Raw genomic sequence first — 19,322 nt, 5'->3', positions numbered from 1 at the left:
GGCTTGATGTTCGGACGTGCGGCTAGGATTGGGCTAGTTTTGTGAGTTTTGGCTTATGCAACGCGCAGTCTGACATAGGAGAGACATTCGATACGTTCGATGAAGCATTGAGCATTCTGGGTGGCTCAACCGGTTATTCCCCCCCATATGTTTATGTGGTCGCCATTGAGAAGAACCCTATGTACTTGAATTAAAGAAAAGGCTCCGTGAGCACTACCACAGCATGCCGGATAAGGAACGCCAGAAAACGTTCAGCAAACGCCAGCGCAACCAACGTAACTATGATGGGCCAGAGTTAGGTATGTAGCCTTAAAACCAAGGCGCTTGAGTTTGTTTCATAATATCCAGACCGAACAGACTATCCTTCTCTTTCTTGTTCCTTCGTTTATGCTCTTGATTTAAGTATTCACTATTAAGCTTCCAGTATGACGACGCTAAATTTTTTAATGGTGCAGCTTCTATCTTTGGCCACTCTATCCAAAATCGAGCGCGACCATCTATGCAGAGACACATAAGTTGAAAATTTGCATACAGACTAACCACATCACTAGAAGTGATATAATTTTCATACCAGTACTTTGCCCAACAATTGCGCTTAAACTCTTCTTCTGCAGCATTTGCGACAATCCTAAGCCAGCCAAGCTGAGGACGATATTCATCCAACTCTATCCAAAGATTCGAGAAAATAGGTCTATCATCAGTGTACCCAAGAATTTTCCAACCTCGAGCTTGTCTGAATCCGGACTCTGATTTCACATCGTCTCGAATCGTTTCTGCAAGCCACTCCGAACGCTTAGCCTTAATTGCATGCCAAGAAAAATCTCGAATTTTCGCGTCTGAAATAAGCATACGCAATATTGTGTCTTTATAGGTTTCGATATGCTCATGCTTAGGAGAATAGAGCGGCATAAAAACCAAATCGTTGTGTTTGTGAATACCCTCACGCTCCGCCTCTACAAGTTTTTCCCAAAGGCGGAAGCCTTCCGACAAGCCTTTTCCAATTAGAACCCAAGCCAAATCAATCACTGGAAATGAGTCTAACGTAGAAGCAAAAGGAAGTTTTTCGTGGTCATTAAGCCAAGTAACAAGCCAAGTTAACAGCGCCTCTTCACGAAACTCTACTAAGTGAGCAATGGCTTTCTTCTGTTCCCATGCATGGTTTGGATAAGTTCGAGTTCCACTTCTATCCAGGTCAATCACTTGATCGTACAAATACTTATGGAATTTATCGATATTTTGGCTTTTCTCCCCTTCGCGTTGCAACTTCAATCCCCATACTTCTGGATCAACACGATCTAATAAAGATGGCTCATTTAACACATCTGCGGCACAACTGAGTGCAAACGAGCCATAGGCACGCTCCTCAAGTGACTGTTCGCTTGATGCATTCCAACCACTATCAGCGAAACAGCGTAATGCTAGTACTGATTTTCCTACAGCAGCTACCCTAAGCGCCCGATTTCGAATTCTCTCATTTTCGTTCAGCAGCAGTTCTTGTAACGCTATCCAATCCCTTGCCGCCTCCTGTGCATTGGCTTCAATCAAGTAAAACAAGACCACATTAGCCTTATCTTCATCCATCGTTTTCGGCAAAAGGCCTTTTAATTCCGAAATCTCGTCAGCATGCATCGGCGTAAGTGCGCCAAGCATTCCCTCCAGTGTTTCCGCTTCGAGCCCAGACAAGTTCAATTGCTTGAATTGCTCCAATGCGGACTGTCCCCACAGCTCAAGCACTCCTGCTGCACGCCTCCAGTCTGTTGAAACATCTGATCCCTCATCTACTTTGTCTGCCCTTTTTCGGAACACGCTAGCAAGCTGAAGCCTTTCTTTTTTGTTGAGAAGAATGACGATCTTGCCCACGTGTGCTGCTAAACCTCTCAGTTGATCATCTGTCCGATCAACAGCGCTTGCAGCAGCTTCAACGAAAATTGAGCGAATCCGGTCGGGAACTGCCCGGCACAATGATTGCTCTACACATTCGAACTTTACGTCTATCTCTCCTGATGAGCGAGGGAAGTGCCAGAGTTCACTACCTTTGGGAATATTTTCAGATATTGACACCGCGTTATACGCAGGATCCAGTGGTGAACGGTGGTCGCATCTTGGCGGAAATAGATTCTTTTTACGCTCATCAACTTCAAAGCCAGCTTCAATTTTTGTAGCGCGCTCAAGGCTCTCTCGATCCCCTAAGGAATTCAGCAACCAAGCGGCGGCACGATCCGTGCCCTTATCATTCCGAGCCAAAAGCCGCTCGACGATTCCCAGGAGCATCTCTCGTGCTTCAAGGTCATCGAGCAGGTTTAGACGCAAAACCCAAGCTAGTTCATCAATATGGCGAGCCCTTCCAAGAATGAATCGACTGATAGCCCATGCCTCGAATGCACTGGAGAGAGGGGCCCTTGGAATGAAAGACAGAACACCTAAGGCGCGATGACTCAACCAGCTCACATTTCCATCCGCCAAGTATTGGATTTTAGGCCAATCTGAATTATCGCTCTGACGCTTCCAGCTCGTAACGTTCTTCAGAACTTCAGCTCGGTTTTCTTGGGATCGAGCCGAGTTGGAATCATAGCCACCGATGAACTGCCCCTCGTCTGGGTCAGGCCAAACCCATCCCATCCACTTGGTAAGAACACAACGAATTTTCGGTGCTACTGCATCGAATTCGTATGCATTCGCAAGCCCTTTAATGAAGACTTCATCTTCAGAAACACTGCTTCGCCTATCAGGATAAAGCCATTGCTCTTCGATCAAGGAACAGAACAGACCGGTGTCTGCTCCAACTAGTCGCCACCAAGCATCAAAGTCGACAGCTCCAAAGTTTTGCTCGCAAAGCCAGCGAAGAAGAAGTCCTTTTCGCGCGTCATTACCAACTCTAGGGTCAAGCAAGGCTGCAGTTGCTGCTGCTCTTAAGATTGCAACACCCAAACTTTGCCCTCGATATGGATCAACAAAGTCTGCCAGTTGGGCGTTAGCATTTTCTATCCCGTCCACTGCCCTGAGCTGTGAAGCCAAAGCAATCCCGAGAACAAAAGGCGCCATTTTTTTGTTTACACGATAACGGTTAGGGTCGCCTGACGGCTCAAGCCAACGACCGGCTACTAAATCTTGTATAGTAACCCTGAGGTCGGCGGCCTCAGCCCCGCTATCACGCCCAAGCCGTTCAACCAGCTCCTTAGTCGTCAGAGTGGCTGTCTCGAAATTAGCCCCTAGCTCGCTCCCCAGATTCGCTATAAAGTGCTGAAACTCGTGGTCAGACCAGTCCATCCTAGCCGAACCACGACTCAAACGATGCTTCCAGTCCACATATGCAAGTCGTTCAGCGGTAATATCACCGCTTTCAGAAAGCTCCTCTCTATGTTTTAGCGCTAAAGTAAACAAACGCGGAACTCGTATTAGATTTATAAGCTCTCTACTGAATTCAGCTCTTGTGATGCCGTGTTTCCTGAGAAGACCATTCAATTCCAAATCAGTGAAATTGGTGACTTCCAAAGATTTCGTTTTCGGCTCCAGGTTTTTTAACTCACCGATGGAAGACCACCAGCCAGGCCAACAGGTCATCAGCACTCTAAACCGGCCGCGATAGGTATCATCTAGTACTGGCTGCAAAAAATCAGACCAATCTCGCTTACTCCAATTCTGGTTTAGCCCATCCAAAATGATTAAAACTGATAATGGTTCCGGTGCTTTATCCCATAGTGAAAGGCGACGTTTCCAAAACTCACGCCCCCTTAATTCGGTAACTTCGGCTAAGTAAGCCGCAATATTTTCTATAGGGTTATTTCCCTGAATGTCTTTGGCAGGTAGAAAAATAGTGAGTGGTTCATTCTCACTTTCGGCAAGCTTGTACCACCAAGACAGAGCAGCCCAACTTTTCCCTGTTCCCTCATTACCCAGTAAGACAAGAGACAGATCCTCCCCGGCCCACCAGTCGTTAATTGAAGCATGAAGCTCTAAACGCTCCACTAGCTTAGTGGAGGAACTCAATAAATCGTGATGACCTTTCAAACGAGCCAAGGCTCTACTTTTGGTTTGCTGAGAATTTTCGAGCCAACGTTTAACCGCTCGCGTGGCCGAAGCATAGCCAGCGTCTGCTGCAGAAAGTTCGTCCATCAACCGAGATACTTTTGTGCCAAACTCAAATAGTGTTCTTAGTTTAGATATAGCACCCGCCAATGCTGCATCTTCTCCCAAGTGGGCTTTAACAGAGCTTGTTGCTGAGGCTAGCGCCAAAGGAAAGATGGGTGCAGTGGCTCCTTTATCATCCCAGTCAAGTACAACGACTTTGATACCTTCTTGATCTGCCAAGGCACTGAGTGCTTCTTTGTCTGTAACTGAGATCGAGCGTGATGCAGCAAGTATCCATAGGTCGATTGGATAGTCTGAGCGAGCCGCTTCCAAAATCTTTGCCTTTAATTGGTCGACTGGAAGGCTAGTACCTTTTTGATACCTTTTTGCTTCTAGTCCGATCTTAAAAAAGTTCGCGGGCTCGGATCTAACATCTGAGCCTCCTTGGTGGCCTGATTTTGCAAGACTAAACGGCATACCGGTAAGCTCAACCAGCATGTCGCGCATCAGCCCCTCAAAGCCGTCATTTCCAGCTGCGTTTAAATCAGCAAGCCGCTCAAGAAGAAGATTAGTAGCTTCTTTCCATTTTGGAACATCAATATTGCTCTCAGCTTCTTCTTTCATGCTTGCCCCTAAATACAACGCAATTTTTATTAGCTTGTTGGTTGGCTAAAGTTATAGGTTGGTATTAAATACTATCCCGCACGTCGCGCTCACCTTCAAGTTATGAAGGTATTGCAGCTTAGCTAGGTAATGATTGTCCGCTTTGAACAAGGCACTTACATCAGCAGTACTTGGCTAAGGGTTGGAAAACTCAGATTCTTGCGTATCTCTGATGTTCTAAGCCAACAACATCAGCTTAAAAAACGCAGCGTTTAGGCTGCCGTAGCCGTCATAATAAGTCCACCGATGTGGATTCATCAGTACAGCTTCCGTGCTAAGCTTTACACCTCATTTCTTGACTAACGAGCAGATCGAAGCATTTTGGAACAGCAACGGCTGCCGCCGACTATATCGACCCCGATGATCCCACTTCTTGAAGCTGACGCTCACCTGCACCGTATCTATACCAATGTGCGTTTATTTCAGACAGCAGCTACTTCGACCAAAACTTTGGACACGCTGTAGAGTTCCACTTCCCCGCCGACAGCCTTTTCGGGATCAAACAGTGCGAGATTGTTGCCATCGCTGACTGAGCTACGATAGACAACCCCGTCGAACCCTTTCTTCTTAATAAACTCACAAAGATACTGGCTCGGAATGTAGTCAATTGCCGCGCCCATAGGCTGAACTGGTCGAGTCAATTCTTCACCCAGACGTTCAAGGAATGGTAAATCGGCACGCAGCTGAGCAATCGCGCTAGACTCGGAAAAGATGAATGGAGAAACGATCTTACGCGGATTACGCAAGTCCACAGCTTTAATTTCTGGGATAGTAAAATTGGCAACGCAAGCAAGCTCACCGGTATGGGGTCTGATCTCGGCCACAGCGGTTTCTGGAAGCGATCCCAAATAAAGATAGGGAATTCCCGCCGGATTGGCTCGACCATGTGATGAGCGTCTTTTCGGGGGGGCGCCCATATTCTCAATTAGGAAGGCCTCATCTTCGGTCGAGATGCGTGCGCGATACCATTGCCGGGGTAACTGTCGAGCTAATAGCATTCCAAGAAGTTCACGGAGACGTACTTGGTCGATTTCAACTTCAAGAAACCAACGATTGGCATACATCATTTCGTCACGCAGTTCGTCCCATCGCGCAATGCCCTCACTGACATAGCTTGAAGAGGGTAAAAAGCCTTTTCTGACGATTTCCCCATCATCCAGAATCTCACCGAGCAATTCCTTAGCGTGAGCAGTATCCATCCGCGGGTGGCTAAAAAGCTGCCAGTCATCCTTCATCCACTCTACCAGCAGCTTACCGCCCTCACTTGGCTCATAGGCATTGACTAGGAGCTCGAAATAATTGGCCAGCTTATATGGCTCAACGAGCTGGGTGTTGGCGGTTCCACAGAAATCACATGCTCCGTGACCAGGATTGAGAGAAGGGAAGAGTTGATCACGCAGGGTACGATCATCGAAACACTCTGGACAACAAAATCGCTTTGGCATAGAGCTCAGCCACAATAGGCGGCAAGAGTCTCGATATGATGCTTCATCGAAAGCTTCTTGACGTACCCGAGCCCGGGAAAGTGGCCCTTTGCATGCAGTGAGCGAAACTCTTGTACCGCATCAGTTTCAAGAATATGAGAATTTTCACTGTCCAGTTTCGCGATCAGTTTTTCCAGTGCTTGGGCGAACTTTCCGGCAGGATCGGTTGGAGTGTCATTTGTATTCGAGACGAAGTGATAGATGTACATGACATCGTCCTTGTCCGGATCGATGAAGGTCAAGTGGATCGCAACGGCATAAGCCGGGCCTCCACTCTCACTATAGACGTCGCCCGCGATCAAAAAATCTCCAAATCCCATCATGCCAAGTTCATCATAGGTGACATGAAGATCAGAGAATTCTTCAATTGGCTTATAATCAGCATTACGCTGCCGCTTAAAACCATCACGCACGAGGATGCGTCGCCCCTGTCCAAAGTGCTTCCGGTAGAGCAACTTTGCATGATCTTCGATAAAGATGTTGGTGAGGCCAGCCATGTTATTCTCCAGCGCAACTGCCAGCTCCTTAGGAGCAGTGAAGCCTGCGTGGACTAGAACAGGGTGATGATTGACATGTTGATTATAGCAAGCCATTACTTCGTTAACGTCCATGTCCTTACGCAACAAAATGCCGGCAGAGATATTGTCAATGTTGTTAAAACTTTCTTGGAGTAGGCCAGTAATACTCGCCCCGTCTTCCTTATGATCACCGTAATAAGGATTCACGATAACAATTGCACGTCCCCCGGCTTCGGATACTGTACTTAAGGCCTTTTTAAGGCCGCCAAGTGATTCCCTCACTGGCTCAATCACAGGTACGAAATTCTTTTCGGCAAGCACTACCGCCATCTCTCGGATGGTAATAAGCTCGTATTGTTTTCCGCGAAAATAGGGATAATACATACGACGTTCAGCTCCAAGTCATGGCTGTTTGCAACGGAGTCTCAATGGCGCCAAGCAGCTTCGGGTGATCAGAGCGGCGCACCGATATAGAAAGCGCCGCAGCTTGCAAAGATTTGGGCAAACGATTGACAAAGTCACCAAGCGGTGCAAGGTCACGCGTCCGCTTGAGAGTGCGAACCATCTCTACATGTAACTCGACCGGGTCTAGCCTAGCGAACAGGTCACGCATAACGGCATGCCGTTGAGTGTTAGGTACCTCAGGCACCACCACGCCCATTGTCTGCAAGATTGTGCTGCTTTCAGCCATACGCAATGACTCAAAAACAGTTACCGGGCAGATTCGCGCAGGACACTCCGCTGCTTCACGCACTGTTGTTATCCGGAAGCGCTTTGAAAGACACATTACCCCTACATCTTTCGGAACCGTTTCTATTATCCCGTCTATATGACCTTCACTCGCGATTACATTTACCTTGGCGAAAACGCGCTTGTAATTCTCGACTTGGGTGGCGAGTCGCGCAAGAGAATCCCGCTCTGATTTGATCTCATAAACGGTAGCAGTGCCATTCAAGATAACGAGATCAGCCTTACTACTACCAGCACGAAACTCATTGAGCATTGAGGCTGTGCGTAGAGTGTGCGTTCCCATCAGTATCTTCTGGCTGATAGCCGCTCGATAAATATATTCATCGCGCTGTCCAGCGACCTTCAAAATTTCGAATGCTTGGTCGAAAACATCTCCAACAGTCGCATCTGAACCGGCATTATCAAGCAAATTTGTTTGTCCGAGTAGCCGACAGAATAAGCCAGATTGGCCTTTTTTCGCCAATTCTCGGAAGACAGCGGCAGAGAAGAGGCGAGTCAGGGCGGACAGTTGCGATGTACTATAAGTTTTCATGCTCCTACCTCAGCCGTCCATTTCGAACAAATCAGGGTGCGTGAGTTGGCCCCTACCCTACATTTAGCAAAAACGGCAGTATCCTTACCGCCGCTCGAAGCGAACAATTTTACCGTTGCATGTTCTCAATACTAAATATAGACCTGATACCGAACAGTTTAAGGTTAGGCTACATCACTTGCGCCCACGCAACTATATAAATAAGCCTACGCTTACTCCCACTCTATTATAAATAAGAAAATAATAACCTTAAAAATCAACAACCTATACCACGACAATGCAAATAGACCATGAAATATACCATATAAAAAAACAACACTGCTAGCAGGCTCAGACAAGTAATTAATCAAATAAGCATTGTGCTTTGTTTACATAGCGTACAGGCTTCTTTTCCTTTTCCAACACACCCTCCTCAACCAGCCGCTGCAACCAAGCCTTGGCCTGCGTGTTTGATACATCCAGCGCTGCAGCCACCTCCACGTCTTTCATCGGCACACTCAATAGCTGCTGAATCGCTGCGCGCACGGCAGAGAAGAGCACTTCGGCCGGGGTCGATTCTGGCTGCGGAGCTTCCGCGCCCCCATCTAATGGTGGTACGGCCTCTGACTTGGCTGGAGGCAGCTCTTCCAATACCGGAGCGGGCGGCTGTGCATCGGAAATAACGTTGCCCGGCGCAGATGGCTTGCTTCCGTCCTCTGGTGCCGTTCGTTTGTCGTCTGCCGACCATAGTTCTTCATTCGAAAACAGCATTGAATCAACCTGTGAGAGAGCCGCCGACGTGGGCGTCACCACGTTGAACAAGTCCTCGAAGGAATCCACGTCCTGTGGATTCGGCCAGGGCAGTGCGCCTTTCTTTTGCAAACCATCCAATCCTGCGGAGGGCTCCCCCGTTGACCGGATAAACACTGGAACAAAATTGAGTTTTTCGAGCTGTTCAATAGCACCAGCCCAAGTACCGCCTTTGTTTAGGTCAGAATTTACCACTAACGAGCTATCCGCCAAGGCATAAATCAGCTTGTTGCGCTGCATAGCATGACCAATGTTGAAGCCAGCGCTCGGGTCGTACGCGGAAACAAGAGTCAGGTTACCGTTACGTAGTTGATTCCTCTCCGCACGGCTCATAACGGTCTTTTCAAGATGCTCAGCAAGAACACCAATAACCTTTCCGCCTGATTCCGATGCACCTCGCATTGCAGCCTGATCGACACCTCTTGCTCCGCCCGAAATAATGGTCCGTCCAGCACGAGCGGCTAACCGACCAATTGACATGGAGTAGTCAACCAAGTCATCACTAACTTTTCGCGATCCGACAACAGCCAGTCCGCCCGCTTCCAGCAAACTGATGTCACCACTGCCATAAAGTACCGCTGGAGCGTCCTCTCGTAATCGAGCTTTAAGACGACGTGGATACCCAGGATCAGCACGGCTCACAACCCAAATTGCCCGCGTTTGCCAGCGCTCAACCACCTGACTTAATAGGAATCCACGCCCCAACAACCGCTGCAGACGAACCTCATCAATCACCGGATGGCATGCGTGCAACACGTCAGTAGCTTCTGGAGAAATGAGGTCTGCGGGTTGACGTTGGAGCTTGAGTAAATGGCGGGCGAGACGCTTGTACTCGCCAGGACTTAACAAATCGGCTGTAGGGGTACCGCGCCCCGCGATGAGTGGCGCAGTTAGCAACAGAATCGCCTGAGTATTAGGTGAAAGAACTTGCATCAATCATCGTGTCCAGTTTGTGAAAGAGCTACTGGCCAAACCTCACCGCTTCCCGCCCTACGCAGAAGCCATGCTGCAACTGTTAAAGTCCATCTCGAATTCACAATATCATCGACCAGTAAAACAGGCCCACTAGGAATAGGCTCACCAGCTATATCGAGAGAGCCATCAAGGTTACGAGCTTGTTGAGAGGAGTTGGCCCTGGTCTTCTGCTCAGGTCTGTCTTCCGTTTTCACGAGCACCGGATAGAAAGGCAGTCCTAAGGAGTCAGCCAGCCTTTTAGCAAAATCCGGAACAATCCTGGGATTCTTCAACGAAGGGATAGCTGTGACCCATTCAGGAACCGGATTTGGTTGCCATTCTGTAATCATATCAACACATGCTTGCACTAATTGATCAGAAAAATGGCCATGTTGGTATCGATCAGCCCGCACAATACTACCCCAGCCAGCATCCCCCCACACGCAGAGAGCCCTGCCTGAATTAGCTTGATATGCACGCGCAATTCCCCCCCTAACGCCATACTGCGGCATCCCGCCATCTGGCCACTTCTTACGCGGTTTAATGGGCAAGCTAGTGCGACGAAGAAACTCTACGGCCACCTTGACCAGTTCAGCATCTACCATATTAGACAGCGGGGGCAACCTAGGTTTATTGACAGCGATGGGATCACCATCAAGGGCGCTAATAAGGAACTCCATATGATCACCATACGGAAGGCTAACGTACTCCTGCATTTGTTGGTGCTCATCCTGCCGAAGCGTAGTGAGGCGCTCCGCTCTCTCCCAGAACGTATCACTCAGTGTTGCTGCCGTAAGTTGCCATTTGGAGCCCTGCTTAGCAATAGGAGCGGGCGCCTCGAGAGAAAGTAACGCAATCGTCTTTTCAACACGTCCTTTGCTTAGATTAACTCGGCTCAACAGCTCGGGGACAGACAGCCCATTGGGCTCCTCTTCAAGTGCTCCCAAGACATCAGCAACTTCCTCTCGGGTAGGGAAGGCACTCCGGATAAACCAGTCAGTGATGTCAGTTTCTTCCTGACCGCTGAGGAGTACCCCATACGCGGACTCCAGTGCACGTCCCGCGCGACCAACCTGCTGGTAATAGGCGACGACGGATCCTGGCATTTGGTAGTGGATGACAAATGCCAGATCCGGCTTGTCGTAACCCATCCCTAGAGCTGTTGTGGCAACCAGCGCTTTGACTTGGTTGTTGAGCAGCGCCTGCTCGAGCTGCTCTCGACGATCGCCAGTTTCACCGGTGTAGGCTTCCACGTTAAAGCCTTGGATCTTCAGCCATAGCGCCACTTGATTGGCATCACGAACCGTCAGCGTGTAGATGATGCCGTGGCCCTGCAGCGTGGTCAGTTGCTCTGCCAGCCAGGCAAGGCGCAAGGCTTGGCTGGGCAGGCGGATCGTTTGCAAAGAAAGCGAGGTTCGATTCAGGTCGCCACGCGAGACGTCCAGCTTCGGACCAAGCACGGCAGCGAGATCCTCCATCACGCGATTGTTCGCTGTGGCCGTTGTGGCGAGCAATCGTAGGTTGGGCGGCAGCGTTTGAACAATTCGCTCCAACAGGCGATAGTGAGGGCGGAAGTCATGCCCCCAATCGGAAATGCAATGTGCCTCGTCGATGACCAGCATCGAAATCTGTGCAGCGATGCTGGCCAGAACCTGTGTCCGGAAGCGCTCGTTCGCTAGGCGCTCCGGCGAGATCAAGAGAATGTCGATCTCCCCCTTGGCCAGCTTGCCCTCAACTACCTTCCAGTCGTCCATGTTGTCGGAGTTGATTGTGGCGGCGTGAACCCCCATCCGCTCTGCCGCCGCAACCTGGTTTCGCATCAGCGCCAGCAGCGGCGAGATCAATAACGCAGGACCGGCCCCAGCTTCCCGCAGCAACCTAGTCGCGATGAAGTAAACAAAACTCTTGCCCCACCCGGTCTTCTGCACGACCAGCAAACGGCCTTTTCCTTCAACGATATGACGAATGGCATCCTCTTGGCCCTCGCGGAAAGTGGCATCATCGTGTCCGGAGCCGATCCGGAGCAGTTCCAGCGCGTATTCAGAATCATAGATCATGCCTTCGCTTCTCCCCACGATTTGTTGGACTTGTACCCACCCTTTCCATGTACCGATAATCAGCCCGATTTCTTCTGGCGTCAACGCACGATCACGCGACTCGAACCGGACGATGGATGCTGCACGCACCAATATTGCCGGATTCTCAACCTTCTGATCGCGTTCGATTGCCCAGCGATACACGTTTAATACGATTTCGCGCCCATGAACGGCGGTGGCCGGTGCGCCACGCTAACGATGGTATCGGTCAGTGCCCGCAAGTCCCCATGGGTAATTTCGGCCAGCTTCTGATTGGTAAACTTCGGCTTCAACTCACGTGTATAGACTGAGCAACTCATGTTGCGGATGGAGTCGGCCATGTGGTTCCCGCGCAACTACTTCTTCATATAGGCACCAAACGTCTCTGCATCTTTCACTCGTGCCTTGTCGCGTACCTTCTCCTTGGCCGGTGACTTATTCTTGGGCTTCGGCCAGGGTGATGCCACCGACGCCGTAGTGGCCAAAGTTGATGGTCTCCTGCCTACCACTAACCGAATAGTTGTAGCGGTACGAAATACAATCGGCTGGAGTGACAGCCACATATAGGCCATCTCGGTCATTCACCTTGTAGAGCTTATCCCTCGGCTTGAGGTTGCGCAGCTTGGTATCAGTCAGCAAGATCCTTATCCTTCTTCAAATTCGATACCATGCTGCAATATCACCCCAAAAAAGGTAAAAATACAATAAAAACAAATATTTACCAAACATTGATACCATAGACATATAGGATCAAACAGCATGGTATCGGCTATCACTCATGGCATCACGACTCAATAGCACCACCTTGGATACCACGCTCAAGCGGTGCTTCCCGTTGCCAAAAGTTGCTAGACAGTGAAAAACAAAAAAGCCCATGAAAACATGAGCTTAATATAAACTTGATACCAGTCAGTACCCGCTAGTGCCTAACGTGTAATCATTCCCACTCAATAGTAGCAGGCGGCTTACTGGAGACATCATAAGTAACTCGCGAAACCCCTTCCAACTCATTGATAATCCGGTTGGAAACCTTCTCCAGCAGCTCATAAGGCAGGTGCGCCCAGCGGGCGGTCATGAAGTCGATGGTTTCTACTGCGCGTAGCGCGATGACCCACTCGTAGCGGCGGCCGTCGCCGACTACGCCTACGGATTTCACTGGCAGGAACACGGCAAACGCTTGGCTGGTTTTTTCGTACCAGCCGGAAACGCGCAGCTCTTCGATGAAGATGGCGTCGGCATCGCGGAGGATGTCGGCGTACTCTTTCTTCACTTCGCCCAGAATACGCACGCCCAGGCCGGGGCCAGGGAATGGGTGGCGGTAGACCATGTCGTAGGGCAAGCCGAGTTCCAGGCCGAGTTTGCGCACTTCGTCTTTAAACAGTTCGCGCAGCGGCTCGACCAGCTTGAGCTTCATGGTTTCCGGCAGGCCACCTACGTTGTGGTGGGATTTGATCACGTGGGCTTTGCCGGTCTTGGAGGCAGCGGATTCGATCACGTCCGGGTAGATGGTGCCCTGGGCCAGGAAGTCGACGCCGTCGATCTTGCTGGCTTCTTCATCGAACACGTCGATAAAGGTGTTGCCGATGATTTTGCGCTTGGCTTCCGGGTCTTTCTCGCCTTTCAGCTTGCCGAGGAACAGCTCTTCGGCGTCTACGCGGATCACCTTCACGCCCATGTGCTTGGCGAAGGTTTCCATGACCTGATCGCCTTCCGCTTTACGCAGCAGGCCGTTGTCGACGAATACGCAGGTCAGCTGGGTGCCAATGGCTTTGTGCAGCAGCGCGGCAACTACGGAAGAGTCCACCCCGCCGGAGAGGCCAAGCAGTACATGGCGGTCGCCCACTTGCTCGCGCACGCGCTGTACCTGGTCTTCGATAATTTGCGCAGGCGTCCAGAGTTTTTCGGCTTTACAGATATCCAGCACGAAGTGCTCAAGAATGCGCTGGCCCTGCAGGGTGTGGGTCACTTCCGGGTGGAACTGTACGCCGTAAAACTGCTTCTCTTCCCAGGCCATGGCGGCAATCGGGCAGCTCGGCGTGGAGGCGGTCACGGTGAACTCGGCGGGCGCTTCGGCGACCTTGTCGCCGTGGCTCATCCATACGTCCAGCAGGGTTTTGCCGCTTTTAGCGTCTACGTGGTCTTTGATGTCTTTAAACAGCGCGTTGTCTTCGTCGATCTGAATCTGCGCGTAGCCGAATTCGCGCTGGTTCGAGCCTTCTACCTTACCGCCCAACTGCTCGGCCATGGTCTGCATGCCATAGCAGATACCAAACACCGGCAGGCCCATTTCAAACACGCACTGGGGCGCACGCGGGGAGTCCAGTTCCGTCACGGATTCCGGGCCACCGGCCATGATAATGCCGTTGGGGTTGTACTCGCGGATCTCTTCTTCGGTGATATCAAACGCGCGGACTTCGGAATAGACGCCGATCTCGCGTACGCGACGGGCGATCAGTTGGGTGTACTGCGAGCCGAAGTCGAGAATCAAAATCTTATGGGCGTGAATGTCACTCATGGCGGGGTCTCGGTTAAGCGGTGTGGGTGCCGCTGGTAAGGCCAAAAAGCAAGCGGCGAGCTGTTGTGCCCGCCGCCGTTTTAACTAACTACGCTGGTTAGCTCACCCGGTAGTTGGGGGCTTCTTTGGTGATCTGCACGTTGTGGACGTGGGATTCGTTAAAGCCAGCACCGGTAATTTGTACAAACTCCGGCTTGGTGCGCATTTCCTGAATATCGCGGCAGCCGGTGTAGCCCATGGAAGCGCGCAGCCCACCCATCAGTTGGTGAACGATGGCGCTCATCATGCCTTTATAGGGAACGCGGCCTTCAATGCCTTCCGGCACCAGTTTCTCGGCACCTTCGCTCTTATCCTGGAAGTAGCGGTCGGCGCTGCCCTGGCTCTGCGACATGGCACCCATGGAGCCCATGCCACGGTAGGCTTTGTAGGTACGGCCCTGGTAGAGCTCGACTTCGCCCGGTGCTTCTTCGGTACCGGCCAGCAGGCCGCCGACCATCACGGCGCTGGCGCCAGCGGCAATCGCCTTGGCCAAATCACCGGAGTAGCGCACGCCGCCATCGGCAATCAGCGGAATGTCGTACTCTTTGAGCGCTTCGGCCACGTTGGAAACCGCGGTAATTTGCGGTACGCCAACGCCGGCAACAATGCGCGTGGTGCAGATCGAGCCAGGGCCGATGCCTACTTTAACGGCATCCGCACCCGCCTCGGCCAGCGCCCGTGCAGCACCGGCAGTGGCGATGTTGCCGCCAATCACTTGAATCTGCGGGAAGTGCTCTTTGATCCAGCGAACGCGGTCGAGAACGCCTTGGGAGTGGCCATGGGCGGTATCGACAATGATCACGTCCACGCCTGCTTCAGCCAGTGCCGCCACGCGATCCGGGGTTTCCGGGCCGGTGCCTACCGCTGCGCCAACTAACAAACGGCCGTCGCTGTCTTTGGCAGCCATTGGGTAGGTGCGGGCTTTTTCGATATCCTGGAAGGTGACTAGGCCACGCAGGTGGAACTCGTCATCAACGATCAGCATTTTTTCGATGCGGTGTTCGCGCATTTTGGCTTTGCTGGTTTCGAGGTCGGTACCTTCTTTGACGGTAACCAGCCGGTCGCGCGGCGTCATGATCGCTTCAACGCTGTCGCCATGGTTGGGCTGGAAGCGCATGTCGCGTTCGGTCACGATACCCACCAGGGTTTCGCCTTCTACCACGGGGAAACCGGAGAAGCCGTATTCACGGGCCATGGCGAGCAGGTCTTCGAGCTTGGCTTTAGGGCTAACGGTGACCGGGTCTTTCACAATCACGCTTTCGTGCTTTTTGACCTTGCGCACCTCAGCGGCTTGCTGGGTCATGGCCATGCTCTTATGGATGATGCCGATGCCGCCTTCCTGGGCCATCGCAATCGCTAGACGCGCTTCGGTAACGGTGTCCATCGCGGCAGAGAGGAGCGGAATATTGAGCGAAAGATTGCGGGTCAGGCGGGTTTTGAGGCTGACATCCTTGGGTAGGACATCGGAGAAGCCGGGAACGAGGAGAACGTCATCGAACGTTAGTGCTTCTTGGGCCATACGTAGCATAGCGGCAACACCCTGATTGAGAGGAAGTGGGGCGTGAAAGGTTAATCGCCTATTATAGCGTTTTGAGGGCCATCCCAGCAATGCCACTACCCCTACTCTCGCTACTGCTTCTGCTTGGCGCGCTGCTAGCGCATACCCCGTGACAGTCAGCACCCTGCGGTTAATGTTAGCCTATACGTCATTTAGCTCTACAGAAGTGTCAGGCGGCGACAATGGATGAGACGTTAATTTCAGACTCACAGCTGGTTATGTTGGCGGGTGATGCGGCTTTTGCCCGCGGGGTTCAATATTACCAACAGGGCATGGTGATCAACTGGGATAAAAGCGGTGCCACCATTAACGCTGACGTCGATGGCAGCGAGCTTTACCATGTGGCATTGAAGTTAACCAAGCAAGGTTTGAGCGGCGGTTGTAATTGCCCCGCTTCCGAAGGCATTGATTTCTGCAAGCACTGCGTAGCCGTTGCCCTAGCGTACCGCGCCGAGCATGCCAAACAAGCACAGCTGGCAGAGGGCGACACTTCAGATCGCATTCACGCTTACTTAGAGACGTTAGACAAACCCTCGCTGGTCAAAACGCTGCTAACGCTTATTGAAAATGACCCGGTGCTGCACCAGCAGTGGTCGTTGAAAGCAGATGCGGCACTGGGCGTGCTGGATCACAAGGCGCTGAAAAAACGTATCACTGCCGCGTTTCCCATTAATCGCGGGTTGTTCCGCTATTCGCAAGTGAGCCACTATTTCAGCAAAGCAGAAGCCGTTATTGAACAACTGGTGGAACAGGTGCCGCAACTCCCCCCAGAAAAAAGCTTGGCACTGGTGGACTACGCACTCGCGCGCATGGATAAAGCACTGGAAACCATTGATGACTCCGGCGGCTTTCGTTTCCACTGCGAACACCTCTTACACACTTTGCACATTCAGACCGTAAAGCGGCTCGACTGGCCTGCCGACAAGCTAGCAGGCTATCTGTATGAAAAATCTTTTGGCGGGGAAGAGGATCGATACCCACCCATTCCTGATGCATATTTAGACGTGCTGAGCCAAGCGAGCCAAGACGCCTACCATGAGCGCCTGCAACAAGCCCTGGATGCACTGCCGAACCAAGCAGCCACCATGGAATGGGAGGATCGCTACCGATTGATTCGCCTGCGCGATCCTTTGCTTAAGCGCGCACAAGCCGCCGGTGACCTAGCCGCTATCTTGGCGTTGTATCAGAAAACCATCAGCGACGAGAAGGACTGCCTAGAGGCCGCTGAGCTGTGTATGGAGTATGAAGCCTGGGATAAGGTAGAAGCGTGGCTAAACTATGCCGCTAAGTGCGAGAAACAAAACGACTATCACTGGCGCCTTGAACGCAACCGGCTTGAGATACGCCTAAAACTGCATCGCGGTGAAACAGACGCGGCGGCGGAGCAACAGTGGGGGATCTATCAGCACACCCAACAGTTGGAGGATTACCGGCAGCTAGTGGCGCTGATGGAGGCGCATAATTTAGCCATCGATTATCGCCAGTTGGCCTGTGACTGGCTATTAAAATGCATCACCCAACCGTCGGAGAAGGTGCCCTTCTACCAAGCACAGCGGGCAAAAGACACCTTATTGGAAGTTTATTTGTACGAGGGACGTTTGGACGATGCCCAAGCATTATGCGCTGAGCATAAAGTATCAGCGCACTTGCTGTATCAATTAGCCAAAGCCCTGCCCTCTCCCGATGCACGTATACCACTGTACCTGCGTTTGGTAAGGCTGTATGTAAAACAGACTAACAACCAAGGCTATCGACAGGGCATCGCGTTGCTTAAAGAGCTGAAAAAGAGCCTGGAAACGCCAGCTCAGTACACTGCTTTCGCGCAAATACTGACGCAGCTACGTAGCGAATTTAAAGCCAAGCGGAACTTCATTAAGTGGTTGGACGAAGCCTTTTCAGACACGCTCAAATAAGAGGTAGCCGTCAGCCAACTCAACCAGCGCGCCAAGCAACCCCTTAAGCGAATAGTATGGCCAAGAGGTGTATCATGCTGTTTATTATTAATAAAAGGGAACAAGGATGGCAGACCAACCTAGGCAGCTCTACTACAGCAATCCGGATAACATCACGGGGGCACGTGTTTCGCGCGATATGATGGTGACGTTATGCAGTGCTTTGGGGGAAGCGCTTGACGATCCAGATACGCGTCATTTCATTCGCAATACACGTATTCCCAATGAGCGGGAACTCTACGGTACCTTTATCAAGGCGCTGCTAAGTGATGGCTTTAATAGCCAGATTGGCCACATTGCCACTGAAGTACAGGTATCTCGTCAGACAGATGAAGCCAGCGGCAAAGGCCGAGTGGATATCATTTTCGACTATCGCAGTACCAGTTTTCTCGTCGAACTGAAAGTCATTCGTGCTTCTGTGAACGGTCGTCAACCTGGTGAAGAATACGCAACAACGACACAGCGACTCGTTCGCCCGTGGCAGAAAGCCGTCAATCAGCTCATCGAGCTTGATGAAACAAGCCTGGGAAAAGCACTAAAGAAGAAGGTTATCAAGCTCCCTATCGCCCTCTACCTGCATGTGGATAACAGACAGAAGGGCAATACGGATCAATGGGAAGCACTCAGCGCTGCAACACACGAAAGGATCGTATCTCAGTTAGATACCGACGTGAATAACGATGACCCCGCGAGCTACCACTTCAGCTACTTCCAGACACTCACAGACCCGGTAACCACATCACGCCGAAGAGGCTGCCTCGTTGAAGGAACGCCAGATGTAAGGCTTTACGGCTTTTCTATTATTGCGGCATGCCAATAGCAACAACTGAGTAATTCAGGCTACTCCTTATGCGCCTCGCTCCAATACTGGATCGAGGCATCCGAAACGATGCCCTGCTCGGTACCAATACGTATCACCGCTTCCTGTAAACCCAGCGCCAGATCGTACTGGTGACAAAGTGCCAAAGAACGAATCATCCTCGAGATACGCAGGTGATTATGCCCACCTGCTTTGAGCCAGATATGCTCGCGGATATTGAGGCTCGGCTGGGCAGTAATGGTGAGCCCATCCCGCACTAAACCCAAAAAACTTAACAACACATCCAGCGACACGCGCTGCTGCTCACGTAACGCACTATCGTCTTGAAATATGTCACGCTCGACATCAGTCAGTCGCGGGGCAAAACCGTTAAAACGGCCAGCCTCGGGAATGGGAAAAAGCCACTGAATATAATCATGGGTGTGCTCCAGCCAGAAGTGCGACAAGGCCCAAATGGCATTGATATAGCGCCCTTTATGATCCGGTGCCTCGCCACGGTAAAAAGCGATCAACGGTGTTGGGTGGTGGCCCATAGCATTTCCTCGTCATCTCCTGGGTAATACAATGATATTTCGTAACAACGACGCCATTTTACGCCACTAGCC

General features: G+C 51.3%; 13 protein-coding genes. 2 read left to right on the top strand and 11 right to left on the bottom strand.

What is annotated here, in order from left to right:
• Positions 1 to 309: 309 nt before the first annotated feature.
• The 10 genes from ACW17M_RS11715 to guaB all read right to left on the bottom strand — a co-directional run bounded on the left by ACW17M_RS11715 (position 310) and on the right by guaB (position 15,915).
• Positions 310 to 4,692 (bottom strand): hypothetical protein, encoded by a 4,383-nt coding sequence (locus ACW17M_RS11715; protein ID WP_457547442.1) that lies wholly within the window; start codon positions 4,690 to 4,692, stop codon positions 310 to 312.
• A gap of 461 nt (positions 4,693 to 5,153) precedes the next feature.
• Positions 5,154 to 6,176, bottom strand: coding sequence for an RES family NAD+ phosphorylase (locus tag ACW17M_RS11710; protein ID WP_457547441.1), 1,023 nt, complete (start codon positions 6,174 to 6,176; stop codon positions 5,154 to 5,156).
• 5 nt (positions 6,177 to 6,181) lie between these two features.
• The gene (locus tag ACW17M_RS11705) at positions 6,182 to 7,117 is read right to left on the bottom strand and encodes a sce7725 family protein (RefSeq protein WP_457547440.1); all 936 of its coding nucleotides are present in this window, start codon (positions 7,115 to 7,117) and stop codon (positions 6,182 to 6,184) included.
• A gap of 7 nt (positions 7,118 to 7,124) precedes the next feature.
• Complete coding sequence (locus ACW17M_RS11700; RefSeq protein WP_141439908.1) at positions 7,125 to 8,015, bottom strand: sce7726 family protein; 891 nt, start codon at positions 8,013 to 8,015, stop codon at positions 7,125 to 7,127.
• 342 nt (positions 8,016 to 8,357) lie between these two features.
• Positions 8,358 to 9,737 (bottom strand): DNA-processing protein DprA, encoded by a 1,380-nt coding sequence (locus tag ACW17M_RS11695; protein WP_457547439.1) that lies wholly within the window; start codon positions 9,735 to 9,737, stop codon positions 8,358 to 8,360.
• Positions 9,737 to 11,998, bottom strand: coding sequence for a RecQ family ATP-dependent DNA helicase (locus ACW17M_RS11690; protein ID WP_457547438.1), 2,262 nt, complete (start codon positions 11,996 to 11,998; stop codon positions 9,737 to 9,739). The genes ACW17M_RS11695 and ACW17M_RS11690 overlap by 1 nt, the downstream gene beginning before the upstream one ends.
• A gap of 2 nt (positions 11,999 to 12,000) precedes the next feature.
• Complete coding sequence (locus tag ACW17M_RS11685; RefSeq protein ID WP_457547437.1) at positions 12,001 to 12,174, bottom strand: hypothetical protein; 174 nt, start codon at positions 12,172 to 12,174, stop codon at positions 12,001 to 12,003.
• Positions 12,175 to 12,268: 94 nt separating this feature from the next.
• A complete protein-coding gene (locus tag ACW17M_RS11680; RefSeq protein ID WP_457547436.1) occupies positions 12,269 to 12,472 on the bottom strand; it encodes an Arm DNA-binding domain-containing protein in 204 nt (67 codons plus the stop codon).
• Between the two features lie 298 nt (positions 12,473 to 12,770).
• Entirely contained in the window at positions 12,771 to 14,348 is a 1,578-nt protein-coding gene (guaA, locus tag ACW17M_RS11675) for a glutamine-hydrolyzing GMP synthase (RefSeq protein ID WP_457547435.1), read from the bottom strand.
• A 97-nt stretch (positions 14,349 to 14,445) separates the two neighbouring features.
• Positions 14,446 to 15,915 (bottom strand): IMP dehydrogenase, encoded by a 1,470-nt coding sequence (gene guaB / locus ACW17M_RS11670; RefSeq protein ID WP_022519926.1) that lies wholly within the window; start codon positions 15,913 to 15,915, stop codon positions 14,446 to 14,448.
• 212 nt (positions 15,916 to 16,127) lie between these two features.
• Between guaB and ACW17M_RS11665 the strand changes: the two genes are divergently transcribed.
• Both ACW17M_RS11665 and ACW17M_RS11660 read left to right on the top strand, forming a co-directional pair.
• The gene (locus ACW17M_RS11665; protein ID WP_457547434.1) at positions 16,128 to 17,858 is read left to right on the top strand and encodes an SWIM zinc finger family protein; all 1,731 of its coding nucleotides are present in this window, start codon (positions 16,128 to 16,130) and stop codon (positions 17,856 to 17,858) included.
• A 106-nt stretch (positions 17,859 to 17,964) separates the two neighbouring features.
• Positions 17,965 to 18,717: a hypothetical protein gene (locus ACW17M_RS11660; protein ID WP_422156139.1), complete on the top strand. Its 753-nt coding sequence runs from the start codon at positions 17,965 to 17,967 to the stop codon at positions 18,715 to 18,717.
• Positions 18,718 to 18,737: 20 nt separating this feature from the next.
• Here the strand turns inward: ACW17M_RS11660 and ACW17M_RS11655 are convergent, their stop codons facing one another.
• Positions 18,738 to 19,250, bottom strand: a complete 513-nt coding sequence (locus ACW17M_RS11655) for an opioid growth factor receptor-related protein (protein WP_457547433.1) — start codon at positions 19,248 to 19,250, stop codon at positions 18,738 to 18,740.
• Positions 19,251 to 19,322: the final 72 nt, after the last annotated feature.

This window comes from Vreelandella sp. 2A-K22, from assembly GCF_054065485.1.
The sequence above is the reverse complement of the archived record's forward strand: the minus strand, read 5'-3'. Positions and strand labels throughout refer to the sequence as shown.